This is a genomic window from Bradyrhizobium rifense, assembly GCF_008123425.1.
Lineage (GTDB): Bacteria > Pseudomonadota > Alphaproteobacteria > Rhizobiales > Xanthobacteraceae > Bradyrhizobium > Bradyrhizobium rifense.
The window spans coordinates 115612-133922 of record NZ_VSSS01000037.1; the positions used below are offsets into that span (position 1 = coordinate 115612).

Sequence of the window (18311 nt, forward strand, 5' to 3'; positions counted from 1 at the left end):
AATGCCGCAAGTAACAATTTGAGGAGAATAACATGCCCTCGGTACTCGTTATCAGCCACGAGAATATACCCGTCAAGGACGCCAAAAGACCCAGACAACAACAAGATGGGCGGGCGGGACGACGTAATCATGGGCGATTCAGCCCGCGAAATCCCGGTGCCAAAATTACAGTCAAGCCTCAAATCAAAAAGGTGATTTATCTTTGAAGGAATCACTCAACATGCCTGAGGCAATTGGCTGGTTCGAGGTTGATTCACTCGACATCGAGCTGAAAATTGACGGCCGAAGGTCGGATTGGTCTTTTGTTGCCAAGTTGGGCGAAAAGGGAAGCTTTACGCTCCGGCTCAAGCGTCCAGCTAAAGGCGGCGCAGAACGAACCGCCACCGCTTCAGAAGGTCCGGGAAGCCGACGTGCAGGCGCTTAAATTGCGGGGCGAGCAAGTGGCAACGTGCATTTTCTGCGACAATGAACTAACCGAGGGCACCAAGCCTGAGCATATCCTGCTCAATGCACTTGGAGGACGCAAAACGACCAGGCGCGTCGATTGCTCAATGTGCAATGGGAAATTCGGAAGCACAATCGACAACGAGGTCGGCAAGCAGGTCGCCGTCCTGCGCAATATGCTCCAGCTCGACTCGGGTACAGGCGGCGAACCGACGATGCTGCGAAAGATCCAGTCCGGCGGCGACGTCATCAATCTGATGAATGACGGCACACCCGAGCTAGTTGCGAAACCGTTCTCAATCCGCAAGCTCGAAAACGGAGGTTTCGAGCTTCTGATCACGACCAAATCAGTCGAGGAAATAGAGCCATACGTTCCGCACATTGCCGCGCAACTTCGCTGTACTGAGGAGCAGGTATTTCAGATCTTGAAATCAACCACCGGCTCTTACGTCGAACGTCGGCCGGAAACCGTCCATCACGCACTCGGATTTGGAGGACCAATAGCGGTTCGTTCCGCCGCAAAATCGGCCCTGGTGCTATGGGCGACTCTCACCGGCAGCGACGAAGTCAAATTGCCGCAATACGACGACGTCCGCCGGTTCATCACGGATGGAGATGAGGCTTTCAACCTGACGCGCGCGCATCTCGATTCGCGCTATTTGCCGGAAGCGACAGAGCTGGTGCGCCGCTTCGGCAAGTTCTTCAATCTCATTTACGTCCGCAGCAATGAGTCGGGACGCGTCGTTGCTCATTTTACGCTCTACAACGTTATAAGCTGGCACATCGTCCTGGCCGAAACCGGCGGCACGCCGAACGCGCGCATCGCGCTGGTTTCGAATCCGCTCGAGCCGGCGGAGTGGTCCGACACGATTGCCGACGAGGTTGAAATCGACTTCGCATGGCTCGACAGCCCCGACTATACCGACGAGCTGAAACGGGCTCGCGAACGTCTTGAAGGCGCGTTGCGACATCACGTCGAAACGCAACGAGAGCGCGAGTTAAGTCGCATTATCGATGCTGTTTTCACAAAGCGCGGCATTGTCGGCGAACACGAGCTGTTCAAGGACCCTCGACTTTGGCAGGAGATCATTGCCGAAATCGGGCACCGGTTCGCATTGCATGCGCTCGGCCTACCTTATGTGGAGACTGTGTCCGGCGAGGAAATCGCCGCGCGCCTGCGCGCGGTTCGCGATAAAGGCGCATAGGATGTCTTATCGCAACCTGCGTCGTCCTAATTGCGGGTCAACGCCGCATCGTGCGGCGTCGCATTGCCATCTGATCATATGCAGTCATGAGGCGGTAGCGACTCATCACGCTTCAATGCGGACCATATTTATTACTGCGGCAGGCGAGACTACGGCACCAAACAAGTCCATCCACTTAGTGAGAGACCCAGATCATACGGCTTCGAAGCGTGTGGCGGCCACCTAGAGACCAGATGCACGACATAAAAGCCGCAACTTTTGATCGTATCGATGTGCGAGCGCGGGGGAGGAGACGAGGATGCTTGCCAAAATCATCCCAAAGTCATCCCAAGATCATGGGGACTATTGCTGCATCTCTGTTCGCTACGTAGGCGTTCGCCTGGGAAAGTGTCCTCGCGAAAGGTCATTCTGAAATGAAATTCAATATGCCCAATCCTTTCTATTTCATTCCTTGAACTGTGAGAGCAGACCTTGACACATATCAATTGCCCGAAATGCGACAGTCTCATTTCCGACAAAGCTCAAGTGTGCCCAGTTTGTCATGCGAACCTTGTCAAGCCGACAAGGCTCAGCCGTCTTCTCGGCTTGCGCGACTATCTGACGTTGCCGGCAGCTCTGACGGCGCTGGTCGTCAGCTTGGCCGGGTGGGTGAACGACTTTCGGCCTGTTTTGAAACTCGATGATGCAAAGGTCACGGGATATCTGCTTAATCCAGACATTATCAATGTCGGGCTCGATGACCGTCCAACCGAACAGCAAGTGAAGAAGGTCACCGAATACATCCAGATACAGCGCGTCATTCTGTTCAATAACGGATACTCACTCGCAAGCGTGCAGAGCAGTTTTGTCTGCACCGGAGACGAAACTGGCCCCAGCCGGCACCTGTTCACTTTCGTGACCTACGATACCAAACAGCGAATCAAGACCTTCGTCGAGATCAAGCCCAGCGAGACGGTGGTATTGTCCGGCAAACTCTCGGACGCAAACCTCTACACAAAGGAGGAGCGCGCTTCGGCCGGCCCCAATACATGTACGTTTGGCTATTACGACAAATTTGGCCTTAAGGGCACTGTGATCGCCATCAAGCCGGCACAAATGCGACCGTTCCTTGAAACGCCATCGGCACCGGCGGATGACGCGTCCGCCCAAGCGCCTAAGGCGAAATCGCCCTAGATTTGAACAAGCCTGCTTTCGGTCGTTAGAAGCTCCGTACGCCGCTGCTGCGATCATCCCTTCGTGCTCGGCCTGCAAGAGGCCATCGTCGTTTCCTATAATCGCGCTTAACCTCACAAGGGCGATGAACATCGTCGGCAAACCGGGCCTGATTGCAGCCATCCGCGCTAGTTGAAGGCGGCGAAGTGCGCCAAAGGCGACGCCGCGCGTCGCTTAACCACCTTGGCCGGCTACTTAGACGCTCCGAAGCGAAAACATTGGCGGCCTGGAACGATTGTCGACCACGGCCGCCTCTGAGCTATCCGTTTCCACACAACCAAGACCCATTGCGGAAGTGGTCGGCTTTAAGGAGGAGCGCCCTAAACCTTCGTATTGTTCCGTCACCCATCTAGATGCCGGACGATTACCTACGTTCAATTGAGCTGCTGATCGTGATCGTCTTAGGCTGCATGCGTTGGAAACGCGCACAGGCTCATCAAGTGCGATCGTGAAAAAAGGAATGATCGACGAACAGCTGCGATGAAGCCAAGAGGAGACTACAATGCCGAACTGCTCCGAAAATCTTAGATCTGGCAGTGTCGCGCGATGCGCAGTTTGTGATGGCAAGTTTGGTCTCGTCCGGCACAACTCGTGGCGAACGCCTCTTTGTTCCAAGAAGTGCGTCGATCGCTTCAGAGCTTGCAGGGAAAGTGACCGCAATTGGGTGGGCTGGCTCCAGATCACCTTCAACCAGCTGCCAGAGAACCGCGCGAGGGCTTTGTGATGGTCCAGATCTCACTGCGAGGCAAGGCATATTTGGAGACAGCACGGACTTTGTTCCGCGCAGCCCAAACCAAGACCGACTCAGCGATTGCGGGTCAGCTGAAGGCCCTTGCCGACGACTACGAGCGGCGTGCTGAGAAAGCTTGGCATGTTGATGCGGCCAAGGCATTCGCCCGATCGGCTGCTACCGCTGAACGCGAATTGCGTGCATGACCGGGTGGGCAGCTTCAAACATGTTCCCCGAATTCTGTACCATTGAAGCGCTGAACCTGCGCCCCGGCTCCAAGGAGCTGGAGGCATTCAACGTCGAGCGTGTGCGCGGCTACCTCGAGTGTAATCTCGGCTGCAAGAAGAAGGAAGTGATCCACGCGCTAGGCCTGCATCCGCGCACGGTGGCCAAAGCCATCAAGATCATCCGGGCAAATGCCCATCGCAGCGATGGGGCTCTCCAGTCGTGATCAAGATCATCGCTGTGCTCTGCGGTCTCTCCTCTCCGGCAAATTGCCACGAGCAGGCCGTGACCACCTCGGACTTCGCCGACGTCTCGATGCAGTCCTGTCTGATGGGTGCGCCGCAGCTCGCCGAGTGGATGAAGCTTCATCCGGCAGAACGCCCGGCGGGCTGGCGCTGCGTGATCAGCTTGACATGCGGTGGCAGAAAAAATTGCAGTTCTGGCGCTGCTGCTCGAGAAGTGCTCCCAGTTTCGTCAGAGAGTTCGCCCCAGGTACAGCAGCCCTCATGTCGAGAACAAAGCGCTCTGGCTTCGGCACAAACTACCAGTGGGCTGCCAATCCGCCTTCAAATCGTTGGCCGCTTTCGTGATGAGGCCAACGCTGGTCCGTATCGCACGCATCTGAAGGAAGCCAGACCTTGGGCCACCAGCGGCCAAGTGTTAGAGCAAGAGCGGTCTGAAACTGTCGATTGTGGGCACCGTCTGATCGATACCGGTCTCGACACGCGACATACCGCTCATCCAGGTCTGCGTCATGATCTTTTGCTCGGTCTATCTCTTCCTTGGGTTGCTGGTCTATATCGCCGGGATCCCATCTGACCCGAGGCGCGGTCATCATTGAAACTGATCAGACCATTGCTGCAGTCGAAGCGCTCGCCCCGGTCGCACCGGGGGCGGTCCGCTCGCAGGCACGAATCGGCGCTAGCATCGTTGCCGCCTGATGGCGATCACACGTCCCGTACATCGCCCCTCACAACATCGGCGCGCCGGTCGACAATGACTGTTCGCGCGCTTGTGCTCGGCGCTGCCGCTCGGCAGCAATTACCTCGGCCGCGCGTCCTCAGCCGCATCGTTGTCGGCGCGCACTCTCAATCGGGATCCTGCGGCGGCAACTTTCCTTGCCATCCTGATGGGCGGCACACTCGGCATGCTGAACGCTTTTGGTGCCGTCGAACGAACGCGGCGGCGTCGCTCTACTCAAATCGAAGAGATCAACCGCTCGGAACGGGATTCTGAGCAGGCCGGGAGCCCATGCGTGTGACGCAACTTCAGCTCCTCACCCCCTGGAAGACTATATGAGTCGCAAGAAGTTGAGCAGCAGCACGTGCCCTTGTTGGGTAAGTATCGATTCAGGGTGGAACTGCACACCAATAGTTGGGTGATATCGATGTGCGAGGGCCATGACCTCGCCTTCCTCCGAACGCGCTGTCACCGTGAGATGCGACGCGCATGACTCATCGACCTCGACAACGAGAGAATGGTAGCGCCCGACGCGAAGTGGGGACGGGAGTTCCTTGAATAGCCCTCGGCTATCATGAGTTACGTAGGAGGATCGACCATGCATAGGGCGACGTGCACGCGCCACTCGAGCGCCGAAAACGCTCCCAATGCATTGGTGACCGAGGCAGATGCCTAAAATAGGGACTTGACCCGAAAGTTCGCGGACGACGGCGGTGGATATTCCGGCCTCAGCTGGACCGCAGGGACCGGGCGAGATAACTACTGCGCGTGGCTTGAGGCCAACAAGATCGCTAACGCCGACCACGTCGTTCCGGATCACTTCCGTTGCTTCACCAAGCTTGCGGAAATAGCGGGCAATGTTGAAGACGAAGGAGTCGTAGTTGTCGATGATGACAATCAAGATGCACCGGATGTTTCAGCACGAAACGCGTCAAAGATTCGCTCCGCCTTGCCGAGCATCTCTTCGTATTCGGCCTCTGGATCCGACATCGCCGTCACGCCGCCACCCGCATGAAACACGGCCAGATCGTCGTCGATCGTGACAGTGCGGATCGCGATATTCGTGTCCATGTGCCCGTTGAAGTTGATAAAGCCAATCGCCCCGCAATAGACGTATCGCGCCGCCCGCTCGATTTCCGCAATGATTTCCATCGATCGCACCTTTGGCGCCCCTGTAATGGAGCCTCCGGGAAAGCAAGCTCGAAGCAGGGTAATAGCGTCTTGGTCGTCTGCAAGTTCACCCGTAACGATCGATACGAGGTGGTGCACTGAGGCGTAGGATTCGAGGCCGCACAGCACTGGAACGTCGATCGAATGCGGAGTGCAAACGCGCGACAGATCGTTGCGCATGAGGTCGACGATCATAGTATTCTCGGCACGGTCCTTTTCGGACGTGACTAGGATTTCAGCGCGACGCTGGTCTTCCTTGGAATCAGCAGAACGCGCGATCGTGCCTTTGATGGGGCGCGTTTCGATCTGTCGTCCGTCGAGCCTCAGGAATCGTTCCGGCGAGCTCGATGCAATGGTGAGCTTGCCGTAGCGCAGGAGGGCCGCAAAGGGAGCCGGGTTCAACGACCGCAGCTGGCAGTAGAAGGCAAGAGGATCAAATGAGGTCGACAGGCGGGCGCTGAAGCGCTGCGCAATGTTAGCCTGGAAGACCTCTCCAGCCAGAATCAAGTCGATGACGCGCTGTACCGCCGCAATGTAGCCCTCACGGCTGAAGTTCGAATGCCATGCGGCAGTTCGGCCGGGGAAGTCGTTCCACGACGTCTTTGGGCCCGCAAGCAATGCTGCTGCAAACTCGTCGGCTCGACAGCGTGCGCGCTCGGCGCGACGTGCGGGATCCTGCTCCGGCCATCCGGTAGAAACGATCCAGCATCTGTCGTCACGGTGGTCGAAGCTGATGACCACGTCATAGAAATGCAGGATGGATTGCGGCAAACGCTGACCGGGAATTGCCGGCGCCGGCAATCGCTCCAGAGTCCTGTTCAGATCGTAACCAAAGAACCCGGCCGCACCTCCTTGGAACGGCGGGAGATCGGGGCGATGCTCTTGCGGATACTTGGCGAGCAGGGTGCGAAGGACTTCCCATGGATCGCCCTCGAGAGCCTCTCCGTTGCAACTCGCCTGTCCGTTCGCGACCATGTAGGTGCTAAAGGGGTCGCAGGTCAGAAATGAGTAGCGCCCGAGCAACTCATGCCTTGCTGCGCTATCGAGAAACGTAAGGTGCGGTCGATGCGCGAGACATCGCATCGCTGTGACAGGCCCAATCCACGGTAACTCGCGGACGTGCATCGGCCAGTCAGTCACCGAGGACTGCCGTGCTGGGAGACGCGCTCCGATTGTGATCCTTACCCCAACGAGAGCGACGCTCGCCAAGGACCCGCAAGCTCTTGAATTCGATTTTCAGGTTAACCCCCGCCAGTGGACGCGGTGGGCCGAGTAACTTGGCTTATCACTGTCGTTGAGGCGAAACGCGCATCCGTTGATAGATTGTAGTCAGCTGCGAACCGCAGCTCCCGGAGTGGTCGTACCCGCCTGATCGCTTCCTGGTATAGCTCATGCGCTTTGTAGGCTGCGAGTTCCGTCTCGTTATCGAACTCACCATAGACCACGACGTCGATATCGTTGTCGAGCTGGTCGGTCTTGCGATTGCGAGCAACCTCGAGCCGGCGTGCATGTGGGATATTGGTGAGAACCGACAGGCCTTCGATGATTTGGTCGATGTCGGCCTTATCTTTGGCGGTGAATAGAACGATGTGACGAATCATGGATGGCCGTTGGGTGATTACGGAAGTAGATCGCATAACTATCTTGGGATCGACCCCGCTGCAACGCTGTCGTCGCAGGTTATGTCGCTCGGCAAGTCGGTCGGTCGTTTGACAGACTCGCGATGGCTTGCTGTCTGCAGCTGACCTCGCCAGATCTCATTCCTGGTCAGGCGCGGGAAGGGCAAGGTGCTCAATCGTTTGAATGTGGCGCGCGAGCAGATTACAGGCTTGATCGACGTTGCGTGCGCGCAGTGCCCGCAGAATCAGGCGGTGATCCTGATTGGACCGCGGTTGCCAGCCTGCACTGCGCGCCGTTGCAAACACCGATCGCGAATTTGCAAGCTGTAGTCCATCGAGGCTCGCGAGCAGGCGCGGCATCGCGCAGGGCGCCACCAGCGCGTGGTGAAAGGCGCGGTTGGCCGTCTCAACCTCCTGAATGGTCTGGGCATTGTCTGCTTCAATCAGGGAGAGCTCGATCCGTGCCAAATGGGCGGATGTGAGCTTTGAAGCCGCATTGCGCAACGCGACCACTTCGAGCGCAGCACGCATCTCGGCGATCTCCTTCACTGAATTGGTGTCGAGCGGGGCAACCCGCACACCGCGACGGCGCACAGCGACGACAAGATGTCGGGCCTCCAGTTGCCGAAAAGCCTCGCGCACCGGGACGTGGCTGGAATTGAATTCCCGCGCGACATGATCCTGCCGGAGCTTGACGTCTGGCTGCAGCGCGCCGCTGATGATGCGCTCACCGATTGACTCCGCAATGCGCACCGCAATCGTCGTGTTCTCGTCAGTCATCATAGATTATCTATCATTGCCGACCTCGAAGATCGGCATAAGCCCCACTTGTTCTGCAGGATTTCTGCAATGCCTGCAGACTTTCGCGGTCTTTGAGCTCGGCATACGGTTATGTTTCATGTTTGGAGAGGCAAAGCAGGCAGGAACGGGCGGCCACATTATAGATAATCGCCCGGATTATCTATTATAAGGAAGGCGAGACTTATGGTTGCTGCCGTGGCAGTGGAGCGGAATGACGGGCGCAACAGCGCGCCGGTCCGCCATGACTGGCAGCGCGCCGAGGCCGAAGCGCTCTATGGCCTGCGGTTTGCCGACCTGATGTGGCAGGCGCAGCGCGTTCATCGCAAAAACTTCGATCCAAACCACGTCGAAACAGCAAGCCTGCTCAGCATCAAGACCGGTGGCTGTCCCGAAGATTGCGGCTATTGCTCGCAGAGCGCGCACTACGATACCGGCCTGAAAGCCACCCGCCTGATGGATCGCGCGGAAGTGGTCGCCATCGCCCAGTGCGCCAAGGACGCTGGCGCGACGCGCTTCTGCATGGCCGCGGCCTGGCGCAGTCCGAAAGATCGAGATCTCGATCAGGTCTGCGATACGATCAGCGCTGTTAAAGACCTTGGCATGGAAACCTGCGTCACGCTCGGCATGCTGACGTCGAAGCAGGCCACCCAGCTCTCCGAAGCCGGGCTCGACTTCTACAATCACAACGTCGATACCTCGCCCGAGTTCTACGATAGGATCATCACCACCCGCACCTTGCAGGACCGCATCGACACACTGGCACACGTGCGCGACGCCGGCATCAAGGTCTGTTGTGGCGGTATCGTCGGCATGGGTGAGCGCGTCGAGGATCGGCTCGGCATGCTCGTGCTACTCGCCAATCTTCCCAGCCATCCGGAAAGCGTGCCGATTAACCTGTGGAACGAGGTCAAGGGCGTGCCGGTCAATGACACCGCGGAGCGTCCCGATCCGATCGCACTGGTACGCCTGGTCGCGACGACCCGGATCATGATGCCGAAGAGCGTCGTGCGGTTATCCGCTGGACGGCAGTATATGAGCGATGAACTGCAGGCGCTGTGCATTGTGGCCGGCGCGAATTCAATCTTCATCGGCGATGTGCTGTTGACCACCAAAAACCCGCAGCGCGACCGCGACGCGAATTTACTGGACCGGCTCGGCGTCACGTCCGGGCTTGCCTGATTGAAGCAGTTCCACGAGCACGCTGTGCGCAAACTCCGGTTTAGGCGATAAATGCAAATTACCTTGATGAAAGGCAAAATCTTTCGCGCCTCGGTGACCGAAGCCGATCTGCACAGTGATGGCTCGATTTCGATTGATCGTGGGCTGCTGGACGCGGCAGGATTCCTGATCAACGAGCGCGTCGAAATCTACAACATCGAAACCGGAGCGCGCTTCAGCACCTATGTGATCGAAGCGCCCCGGGCGTCGGGCGCCATAGACTTGAACGGCGCGGCTGCGCGACTCGCGATGCCCGGAGACAAAATTATTATCGTTGCATATGCCTCCTTTGATGAGGCGGAAGCAAAAACGTTCAGCCCGAGCGTTGTGGTAGTTGACCGGGAAAATCGCATCTTGTCAGGTTTTAAGCCATGAAGCCGATGCTGAAGCTTGTGCTCCTCCCTACCATCAGAACCTTCGCGAGATCGACCGCTACTGTGCGAGTGAAGAATGAATTCAATCCAGAGGGCCAAAGTTGGCGACTATGTCGCGGCCTTGCATGCCTTGAAGGAAGACAACCGGCTGCGTGGCCTCAAGCCGCGCGCCGGCATCGATTTTGCGTCGAACGACTATCTGGCGCTGGCGAGCGCGCCGCGTATCAAGAAGGCTGTTTACGCCGCGCTCGAAGCCGGCACACCGATCGGAGCCGGCGGGTCGCGGCTTTTGCGCGGCAATTGCGACGAACACGAAACTCTCGAAAAAGAGGCGGCTCAGTTCTTTGGGGCTGAGACGGCGCTATTCTTTGGTGGCGGTTATGTCGCAAATTTTGCCGTCCTGACAACGCTGCCGCAGCGGGGCGATCTGCTTGTTCTCGATTCTCTGGTGCACGCCAGTATTCATGAAGGCGCGCGCGCTGGCCGTGCCGAGTTTCGGATAAGCGCCCATAATGATTCCCAATCGATCGAAGACACAATTCGTGACTGGCGGGCCGAGGGCGGAACGGGCCGCGTCTGGATCGTGGTCGAAAGTCTCTACAGCATGGATGGCGATTTCGCACCGCTCGAAGACCTGGTCGCGATCGCGGACCGGTACGGCGCGTTCTTGATGGTGGATGAGGCTCATGCCACGGGCGTTTACGGCGAGCGGGGACGGGGGCTCACCGCCCCCTATGAAGGGCGCGAAAATCTCCTGGTCGTTCATACCTGCGGCAAGGCGCTGGGTGCAGCTGGTGCGCTTGTCACTGCCTCCGCTGTGCTGCGCGACTTCATGATCAATCGCTGCCGTCCCTTTATCTTCGCCACTGCACCCTCACCGCTGATGGCTGTTGCCGTGCGGGAGGCACTCTTCATCCTGCAACATGAGCCTGAGCGGCAGCAGCGTCTGGCCAAGCTGGCCGCGTTCACGCATCGGGAGGCGGGTTTGCGCGGTTGGCGAAGTCCTTCGACCTCGCAGATCCTGCCGTATATCGTTGGCGACAATGCACGTGCGATGCGACTTGCCTCTGCATTGAAGGCTCGCGGTTTCGATATCCGCGGAATCCGGCCGCCAACCGTGCCGGCGGGCACGGCCCGTTTGCGAATTTCACTGACGCTCAACGCTGGGGAGGATGACGTGCGTGCAATGCTCGATGCTCTGTTCGAGGAGACGAGAGGTGAAGCTCGATGAGTCAGAAGATCGTGGTCACAGGCACAGATACCGGCATCGGGAAGACGGTCTTTTCCGCGGGGCTCGCCGATCTCCTTGGCGCGAACTATTGGAAACCGATTCAGGCCGGCCTTGAAGGAGAGACCGACACTGAGCTCGTCGCGCGACTGGGCAATCTCTCGTCCGATCGCATCGTGCCGGAGCGTTATCGCCTTCAAACGCCCGCGTCGCCCCATCATTCCGCCGAAATTGACGGAATTCGCATCGAGCCAGATGTACTCGATGTGCCGGACACCGGGGATCGACCGTTAGTGATTGAGGGTGCTGGCGGCCTGATGGTCCCGCTGAGTGGCGAGACACTCTACATCGATGTCTTCGAGCGATGGCGGCTTCCAGTCGTGCTTTGCGCGAGCACGGCACTGGGCACCATCAATCATTCGCTGCTGTCGATAGAGGCTCTGCGAACGCGCCAGATCCCCATTCTTGGGATTGCCTTCATTGGCAAACGGAATGCTGAGACTCAGATTGCAATTCGCGAGATCGGGCGGGTGCGTTGGTTAGGGCGATTGCCCTGGCTTTCTTCCCTCACGGCAGACACGCTGCAGGCCGCGTTCAAAGCCTCGTTCCATGCCGATCATTTCAAGCTATGACGACGAAGCCGAAGTCGCCGATCTGGCATCCGTTCACGCAACACGCGCTTCAGGACGAGATGACAAAGGTCGTTCGTGGGCAGGGTGCTTATCTCTACACCGCGGATGGCCGCCGTATCATAGATGCAATGTCATCGTGGTGGGTTGTCACGCATGGTCATTGCCATCCGCATATCGTGAGCGCAATTCAGGACCAGGCAGGCAAGCTCAACCAGATCATCTTCGCTGGCTATGCGCACGATCCGGCTGAGGAGGTTGCGGCACTGCTTTTGAAAGTTGCGCCCCGTGGACTTGAGTATGTCTTCTTTTCTGACAGTGGCTCGACCAGCGTGGAAGTCGCGTTAAAGATGGCGCTCGGCTACTGGCACAACATCGGGAAGAAGCGGACGCGCATCGCCGTGATGCAACATTCCTACCATGGCGATACGATAGGGGCGATGTCGGTCGGCGCCCGTGGTGTGTTCAACGCGGCGTACAGGCCCCTGCTGTTCGACGTGACGTCAATCCCGTTCCCGGCGAGAGGTCATGAACAGGCAACGCTCGATGCGCTCGAGTCTGTATGTCGCAACGATGTTCCAGCAGCCTTTGTTGTGGAGCCTCTGATATTGGGGGCGGGCGGGATGCTGATGTACCCAGCCTGGGTGCTAAGAGAGATGAAGCGGATCTGCGAGGCCTCGGACGTCCTGTTCATTGCCGACGAGGTCATGACAGGCTGGGGCCGCACCGGAACATTGTTCGCCTGCGAGCAAGCTAATGTCACCCCCGATATCGTCTGCTATTCGAAGGGCCTCACGGGAGGGGCGCTTCCACTCGCGGTGACACTCTGTCGCGCGGATATTTTCGACGCGCATTATTCGAAAGATCGGACGCGTACGTTCTTTCATTCGAGTTCATATACGGCAAATCCAGTGGCCTGCGCCGCGGCAAAGGCCAACCTGGATCTCTGGCAAGATCCGGAATCTCGCCAACGTGTGGCGTCGGTCGCCACGATGCAAGAGCAGGCAATTGAGCCATTCCGCGCCGACCCGCGCTTCGCAAACGTCCGTCGGACCGGCACGATTACAGCACTCGATCTGAAAACGAAGGATGCAGGCTATCTCGCGGGTGTCGGTCCGAAGCTTCAGGCTTTCTTTAAAGACCGAAATCTGCTGCTGCGCCCGCTCGGCGATACGATCTATGTAATGCCACCATATTGCGTCACAGGGGCAGATCTTGATGAAATCTACGTCGGCATCAGAGATGCCGCCGATGCGCTAGCTTAAGGCGGGCTTGGCGCGTTTAGCGAGCGGGAACCCAAGGTTCGACCGTCGGGTTTCGGATTGCCGTCCTTTAACCGCGTAAAGGCAAAGTGGTGGCACTGATATAGCTACAGATCAGTTGCTGTACGCACCCCATCGGCGCCAGTTGAATTCCGTCGAGGAAAGCCGCCCGCACGCGGCATTTAAGCGTTAACGCGCGACTCATTGCATTAATCAAGATGGAAATATCGTTACTGTCAATAATTAAGACTTGGCCGGCGAAGCACCCCGATGGAGCGTGCCGCTTCGCCAAGGAGGCGCAATTCAGAGCTCAAACTCTTGCGCCCGGTGTCCGCACATGCCGCGAGACTAGGCATCGCCAGCGTCGCACTTCACGTGCGGGCATGGTGCTGCAGCGAAGAAAGGGGGGCTATCCACCTAATGCCGACAGGAGGCGAGGAATGCGCAACAGCTCTCATAGTTTGCACCGCGGTTCAGTAAGGTGCTGCGCGATATGCGGTGGAAGGTTCGGGCTGATCCGTTATTACTGCTGGCGAACGGCCCTTTGCTCCAAGAAATGCGTCGACCGCTTCAAGGCGCGGCGCGAGGCCGACCATAAATGGCTTCGCTGGTTGCGAGCGGCTTAATACATGGCTTAACGGGGCCACGCTATGAAATTTATACTCGTGAATCAAAGAACCCCGCGTGGCGACAGAACCTGCACCGAATGTTCTCGGTCCTTAGGTCCGGGTTACGTGCGAGAGGTGGTAACGCGGAGAGAATATTGCAACTACGATTGCTACCGACGCTGCCACTTAATGGACATCGCCTTCTCGTACCTTACAGCGCGTGCCGATTCCAATTCCGACACGAAAGATCTCGTTCCTCTTGGGCTCGCAGCCTTGCTGGGTGCGGCTTCGTTCTGGTTTCAGGTTGGGGCGGCCTCGATGTCATGGATCAACACAGCCGCGCATGCCGACGAGCCGTCCACGGCTGAGCGACCTCCCTCGGCTTAAGCTGGGCTGAGTCGCGCGGTGTGCGTCAAGCGTGACCCAAAGCCGCTCCGCATGAGGAAGAACGGCTGAGAAGTTCTTATTTGATGATCGCGCGATCATTGGAGGTTTCGATGCGTCTGTCCGTGACCCTGGAGAGGTAATTCCTTTTTCATTTCCCCATTGACAGCTTCCTCTCGCCTTTCCAAGGAAGCGCCGACTCCAAGCATGCGGGGGTGGATCGGGATCTAAGATGAGCCACATTTCAGAGCTGCCTGTTGAACGCGTCACGATTCCGGTCCTGCAGCGATGGAAGGAGGAGGGGCGTCGTATCGCGATGACCACCGCTTACGACGCCGTTACAGCACGCATCGCCGATCCGATCGTGGATGTCATCCTTGTCGGGGATAGCGTCGGCAACGTCTGTCTTGGATTCGATGATACGTTGCCGGTGAGCATGGCGATGATGAACCATCACCTCGAAGCCGTTGTACGCGCAAAGCCTCGTGCCTTGCTCGTGGCCGATATGCCCTTTCTTAGCTTCCATCTCAGCCCAGCGGAAACGATACGCAATGCCGGAGGTTTCCTGCAGCGTGGCGCCGACGCTGTCAAACTCGAGGGGGGTGCCAAGCGTATCGAGATGGTGCGCGCCCTGATCGATTGCGAAATTCCTGTGATGGGCCATCTCGGCCTGACTCCGCAGAGCGTCAATGTCATGGGTGGGTTCAAGGTGCAGGGCCGGAAGGCCGATGACGCCTTGCGCCTGCTCGATGACGCCCACCGTCTACAGGAGGCCGGCTGTTTCGCTCTCGTCCTGGAGGGTATTCCGGCTGAGCTCGGGGAGCGAGCGACCGAATCCCTGAGGATACCGACCATCGGAATCGGTGCGGGTCCTGGCTGCTCAGGCCAGGTGCTCGTCTTTCACGATGTGCTGGGATTGACTGAAGGTCATCGCCCCAAATTTGTTCGTGCCTATGCCAATGGTTTCCAGTCGTTGCAGGAGGCCCTGTCGCGTTGGGCGGCCGATGTCCGCAACGGTGCATTTCCGACATCGCAGGAGTCCTATCGGCTTCCTGAAGGCCTTCGCGACACGGTCGCGAACTGGACACCCTCCAATCCAACCTGATGTAAAAGCACAACATGCAAACGATCACGACGGTCGCAGAGCTTCGTCGCGCGCTCGCAGAGGTTCGCAGCGCCGATAAACGCGTCGGACTTGTGCCGACCATGGGCTATCTACACGACGGCCATCTGGCGCTGGTCGCGGCCAGCCGGACGCAATGCGACGTCACCGTAGTTAGCATCTTCGTCAATCCCACTCAGTTCGGGCCAAATGAGGATCTCAGCACCTATCCGCGCAACTTCCTGCGCGATCAAGAGCTGTGTCGCGATGCCGGCGTTGCGATCGTCTTTGCGCCGCATATACAGGAGATCTATCCGGCTCAATTTGAGACCTTCGTCGAACCGGGCGAGCTCGCAAAACCAATGTGCGGAGCTTTCAGGCCTGGGCATTTTCGTGGGGTAGCGACTGTCGTTGGCAAGCTATTCAACATGGTGCAGCCGGATGTCGCGTTTTTTGGACAAAAGGATTTTCAGCAATGCGCGGTGGTGCGCCGCATGGCAATTGACCTCAACCTTCCAATTAAGATCGTCACCGTACAAACCGTCCGGGAACCGGACGGGCTGGCGATGAGCAGTCGCAACCGCTATCTAAGCGAGGAAGAACGTCGGCGCGGTCTTGCCATCAGCCGTGGGCTGTTCGCCGCAGCGGATAAGTTTCGCTCAGGAGAGCGCGACGTGGAGCAGCTGATTGCGATCGCAAAGGAGCGGTTGAATACGGTCGATCGACTGCAGTACCTTGAGCTTGTCGACGCTGATACGCTCAAGCCCGCCGAGAGTCCTCTGCGGCGTACCGCTGCACTATGCGCCGCAGCCTATGTCGGCTCGACACGTCTGATCGACAACGTGATACTGTCGTTGCCGACTCCTTAGCGCGACTCACAACTAAACGACTGAATAGTCTCAGAATACTGAAGTTTGCAGTGAATGGGTGTTTTCGTGGACGAACAGTTTTTGAGAGACCGGGCTCGGATTATTCGCGATCTAGCGGACAAGGCAGACCCCTTCATCAGAAAGAGACTGCTGGACCCATCGGAACGGTATGACAGACGTATTAGCCGCCCATCTCAGGCGATGAAGATGGCGGCCACGGCGATTTGGCCGACCAGCACAAGCGCGTCATCGATGCGGTAAAGTCCATCGAAACGCAAGCGCGATCGAGGCTGGACAGCCACAATCGAACACCGGCACAAGCCGAGAAAACGTGTGTTGGGAGAAGCAGAAAGAGAAGGTGGAGACCGCTCTGTGGCGTGGCGCGGCAGTCGCAGATATCTTACCCGATCAAACACACTTGAACCGCGAAACGCGAAATGTGCATTATCCTCCTCACCAGGGATGGGGAGATCTCCAAATGTTGGATGCCGCTACCACCGCGCTTCTGCGCGCGATCCTCGACGAGGTCTGCGAGAGCCTTTCGCCGTATGATACCGGCGCCCGCACTTACGTCGCCTCGAAGATTCTGGAAGCCGCCATCAGAGGTGAGACGATGCCCGACCGCCTCAAACAGATCGGCCGCGAGGCCCTTTCCGAAGGACCGACCATGTGGAGGTAGGCGTAGACAACATGATGTTGTCACTCAGTTGAGTTTCCAGATCACAGTTGTGAAGCTCCTGGTGAGCTATCTGGACGAGGCCGCACCGATGCTGAGCTTACGCGTGACATAGCCATTTTGGCGATCTCCTGCCTTGCCCGCGTTGGCCCAAAAGTTGACGCCATGACCGCACGGAAAAACTTTGCATTCTGCTGAGTTGGCGCAGAATTTCGCCGATGCGAGCTCCCTGATTGGAGAATTGCGCTTTTTTAGGAAACCGATAACGTTACTGCAAGAGATGGAGATAAGCCGAACTCTGAGGACCGACTATCTTGTCTGTAGAATCGATGCGGCTCCTAGTTATCTCTCTCCATACGAACGACTGGACCATCTGACGAAGCCTGAGTGAAGGTAAGGGTGAGCCTCAAGGGACGAATCCGATCAAATGGGAGACCTTCGGATGCCGTACTACTCTTTTGATCTTGTGATTGACGAGGAGTACAGGAATCAAGGCGGCCTCATTCTCGAAAACATCGAGGTTGCCTCCGACCGAGCGGACCAGCTCGCGACCGAACTGTCTATTGTGCATTCGGACCTGAAGGCCAAAGGCTGTACGGTTTGGGTCACCAGCCCCGAGAACGCCGAGGTCTATCGCACGCCACTCGATCCGGTCCCGTCATGGATGAGACGTCAGCACTGAGCCTCGGGAGCGGCGGGCGACACTCGAAACGCTCGGCTTGGCTAATAGGAGGGGCGATCGCGCGTTCACGGCGAGGCGCCGCGACGTTCGCAGACAGTCGATCTGTCGAGGTCATCTACGGGCCATAGCGCCGACAGAATGCACGCGAGATGGACGAGGAGAGATACTCTGCTTACTTGACTTGGTCGCCTGAACTTAAAAAGGGAGCCTCGATGAGGCAACCGGGGCGTGGCCTCGTGTCCTAACAGCGTTCCACGCGTTTTTTCCGTTTAAGACCCGCTGAATCCTGCATATCGACCCGCACCTTGTTGGATGCGGAAAAAGGCCGCGCGACGATTACGCGCGGCCAAGTCAGGGAGGAAAACGCCCCAAGGGGCCATTGAAGGAGCATCGAGATGAGCAGATCGATCACTCATCGAGAGCTCCAAGCTTGTGAGAGAATCACCGTTGCGAGCTCTTCAATCATCTTTGATCCCGCGCATGAGTGACCGGATAACCGAATTGAGCGCCGCTTGGCGGCGTTTTTCGCGCATGTTTCGCATCTTTTATGCGAAGATGATCAACGTGTCGCACGCCGTGAGCTACTACCGACCTGTTCTGGCAGTTCGCATCTCATCGGCCTTTAAATTGATTTCCCTTTGATAGATCTGCAACGTGTCCTCAAGGCTACGTAGCGCGTCGGACCGTTTCTGCCCAGCGAGCTTCGCTCCCTATCATCGCGGCGCAACCCTCGTCGGGGAAAGTTCGCTCGCCACGACGCCGAGCAATGGTGCTTCACCTACACTGCGAGTTCAGGATTTCGAAATCAATGTAATTTAATTGGCAGGTTGTCATCGACCGAATGAAGTCCTCTCCCGTTTAGCTCCATATAGAAATGCGCCCGTCGCACTCGCGATAACCAGCACTGCGCTGG

The 18311-nt window shown here is 57.7% G+C and carries 17 protein-coding genes and 1 pseudogene; 14 read left to right on the plus strand and 4 right to left on the minus strand.

The features are described from left to right. Nucleotides 1-275 precede the first annotated feature (275 nt). The 5 genes and pseudogenes from FXB40_RS24510 to FXB40_RS50155 form a co-directional block, all read left to right on the plus strand. Nucleotides 276-1649, plus strand: coding sequence for an HNH endonuclease (locus tag FXB40_RS24510; protein ID WP_148774741.1), 1374 nt, complete (start codon nt 276-278; stop codon nt 1647-1649). Nucleotides 1650-2120: 471 nt separating this feature from the next. Beyond that, nucleotides 2121-2822, plus strand: a complete 702-nt coding sequence (locus FXB40_RS24515; RefSeq protein WP_148774742.1) for a hypothetical protein — start codon at nt 2121-2123, stop codon at nt 2820-2822. Between the two features lie 762 nt (nt 2823-3584). Next, nucleotides 3585-3797: a hypothetical protein gene (locus FXB40_RS24525; protein WP_246207897.1), complete on the plus strand. Its 213-nt coding sequence runs from the start codon at nt 3585-3587 to the stop codon at nt 3795-3797. 20 nt (nt 3798-3817) lie between these two features. Next, a complete protein-coding gene (locus FXB40_RS24530; protein WP_148750447.1) occupies nt 3818-4042 on the plus strand; it encodes a hypothetical protein in 225 nt (74 codons plus the stop codon). Then, nucleotides 4039-4236 (plus strand): annotated as a pseudogene (locus FXB40_RS50155) (hypothetical protein); the annotation flags it as partial. The gene FXB40_RS24530 and the pseudogene FXB40_RS50155, both read left to right, overlap by 4 nt. Before the next feature lie 871 nt (nt 4237-5107). On the opposite strand, the gene FXB40_RS24540 reads toward FXB40_RS50155, so the two are convergent. The 4 genes from FXB40_RS24540 to FXB40_RS24555 form a co-directional block, all read right to left on the minus strand. Continuing rightward, on the minus strand, nt 5108-5677 hold the full coding sequence (locus FXB40_RS24540; protein WP_148774745.1) for an anthranilate synthase component II: 570 nt from the start codon (nt 5675-5677) through the stop codon (nt 5108-5110). Continuing rightward, complete coding sequence (gene pabB / locus FXB40_RS24545; protein ID WP_187437118.1) at nt 5674-7071, minus strand: aminodeoxychorismate synthase component I; 1398 nt, start codon at nt 7069-7071, stop codon at nt 5674-5676. The genes FXB40_RS24540 and pabB overlap by 4 nt, the downstream gene beginning before the upstream one ends. Before the next feature lie 116 nt (nt 7072-7187). Beyond that, nucleotides 7188-7547 carry a Dabb family protein gene (locus FXB40_RS24550; RefSeq protein WP_148774747.1) on the minus strand — a complete coding sequence of 120 codons (360 nt, stop codon included), beginning with the start codon at nt 7545-7547 and terminating at the stop codon, nt 7188-7190. A gap of 156 nt (nt 7548-7703) precedes the next feature. Continuing rightward, complete coding sequence (locus FXB40_RS24555; protein ID WP_148774748.1) at nt 7704-8348, minus strand: GntR family transcriptional regulator; 645 nt, start codon at nt 8346-8348, stop codon at nt 7704-7706. A 201-nt stretch (nt 8349-8549) separates the two neighbouring features. Between FXB40_RS24555 and bioB the strand changes: the two genes are divergently transcribed. The 9 genes from bioB to FXB40_RS24610 all read left to right on the plus strand — a co-directional run bounded on the left by bioB (nt 8550) and on the right by FXB40_RS24610 (nt 17398). Further along, a complete protein-coding gene (gene bioB, locus FXB40_RS24560) occupies nt 8550-9545 on the plus strand; it encodes a biotin synthase BioB (protein WP_148774749.1) in 996 nt (331 codons plus the stop codon). 51 nt (nt 9546-9596) lie between these two features. Next, a complete protein-coding gene (gene panD / locus FXB40_RS24565; RefSeq protein WP_148774750.1) occupies nt 9597-9959 on the plus strand; it encodes an aspartate 1-decarboxylase in 363 nt (120 codons plus the stop codon). A 75-nt stretch (nt 9960-10034) separates the two neighbouring features. Then, nucleotides 10035-11189: an 8-amino-7-oxononanoate synthase gene (locus tag FXB40_RS24570; RefSeq protein WP_148774751.1), complete on the plus strand. Its 1155-nt coding sequence runs from the start codon at nt 10035-10037 to the stop codon at nt 11187-11189. Further along, nucleotides 11186-11818: a dethiobiotin synthase gene (gene bioD, locus FXB40_RS24575; protein WP_148774752.1), complete on the plus strand. Its 633-nt coding sequence runs from the start codon at nt 11186-11188 to the stop codon at nt 11816-11818. Before FXB40_RS24570 ends, bioD begins: the two co-directional genes overlap by 4 nt. Next, nucleotides 11815-13080, plus strand: a complete 1266-nt coding sequence (locus FXB40_RS24580) for an adenosylmethionine--8-amino-7-oxononanoate transaminase (RefSeq protein WP_148774753.1) — start codon at nt 11815-11817, stop codon at nt 13078-13080. Before bioD ends, FXB40_RS24580 begins: the two co-directional genes overlap by 4 nt. 1221 nt (nt 13081-14301) lie before the next feature. Further along, nucleotides 14302-15174, plus strand: coding sequence for a 3-methyl-2-oxobutanoate hydroxymethyltransferase (panB, locus tag FXB40_RS24590; protein WP_148774755.1), 873 nt, complete (start codon nt 14302-14304; stop codon nt 15172-15174). Between the two features lie 14 nt (nt 15175-15188). Then, entirely contained in the window at nt 15189-16040 is an 852-nt protein-coding gene (gene panC, locus FXB40_RS24595) for a pantoate--beta-alanine ligase (RefSeq protein ID WP_148774756.1), read from the plus strand. Nucleotides 16041-16518: 478 nt separating this feature from the next. Next, nucleotides 16519-16719, plus strand: a complete 201-nt coding sequence (locus FXB40_RS24605) for a hypothetical protein (protein ID WP_148774758.1) — start codon at nt 16519-16521, stop codon at nt 16717-16719. 439 nt (nt 16720-17158) lie between these two features. Then, a complete protein-coding gene (locus FXB40_RS24610; protein WP_148774759.1) occupies nt 17159-17398 on the plus strand; it encodes a hypothetical protein in 240 nt (79 codons plus the stop codon). Nucleotides 17399-18311: the final 913 nt, after the last annotated feature.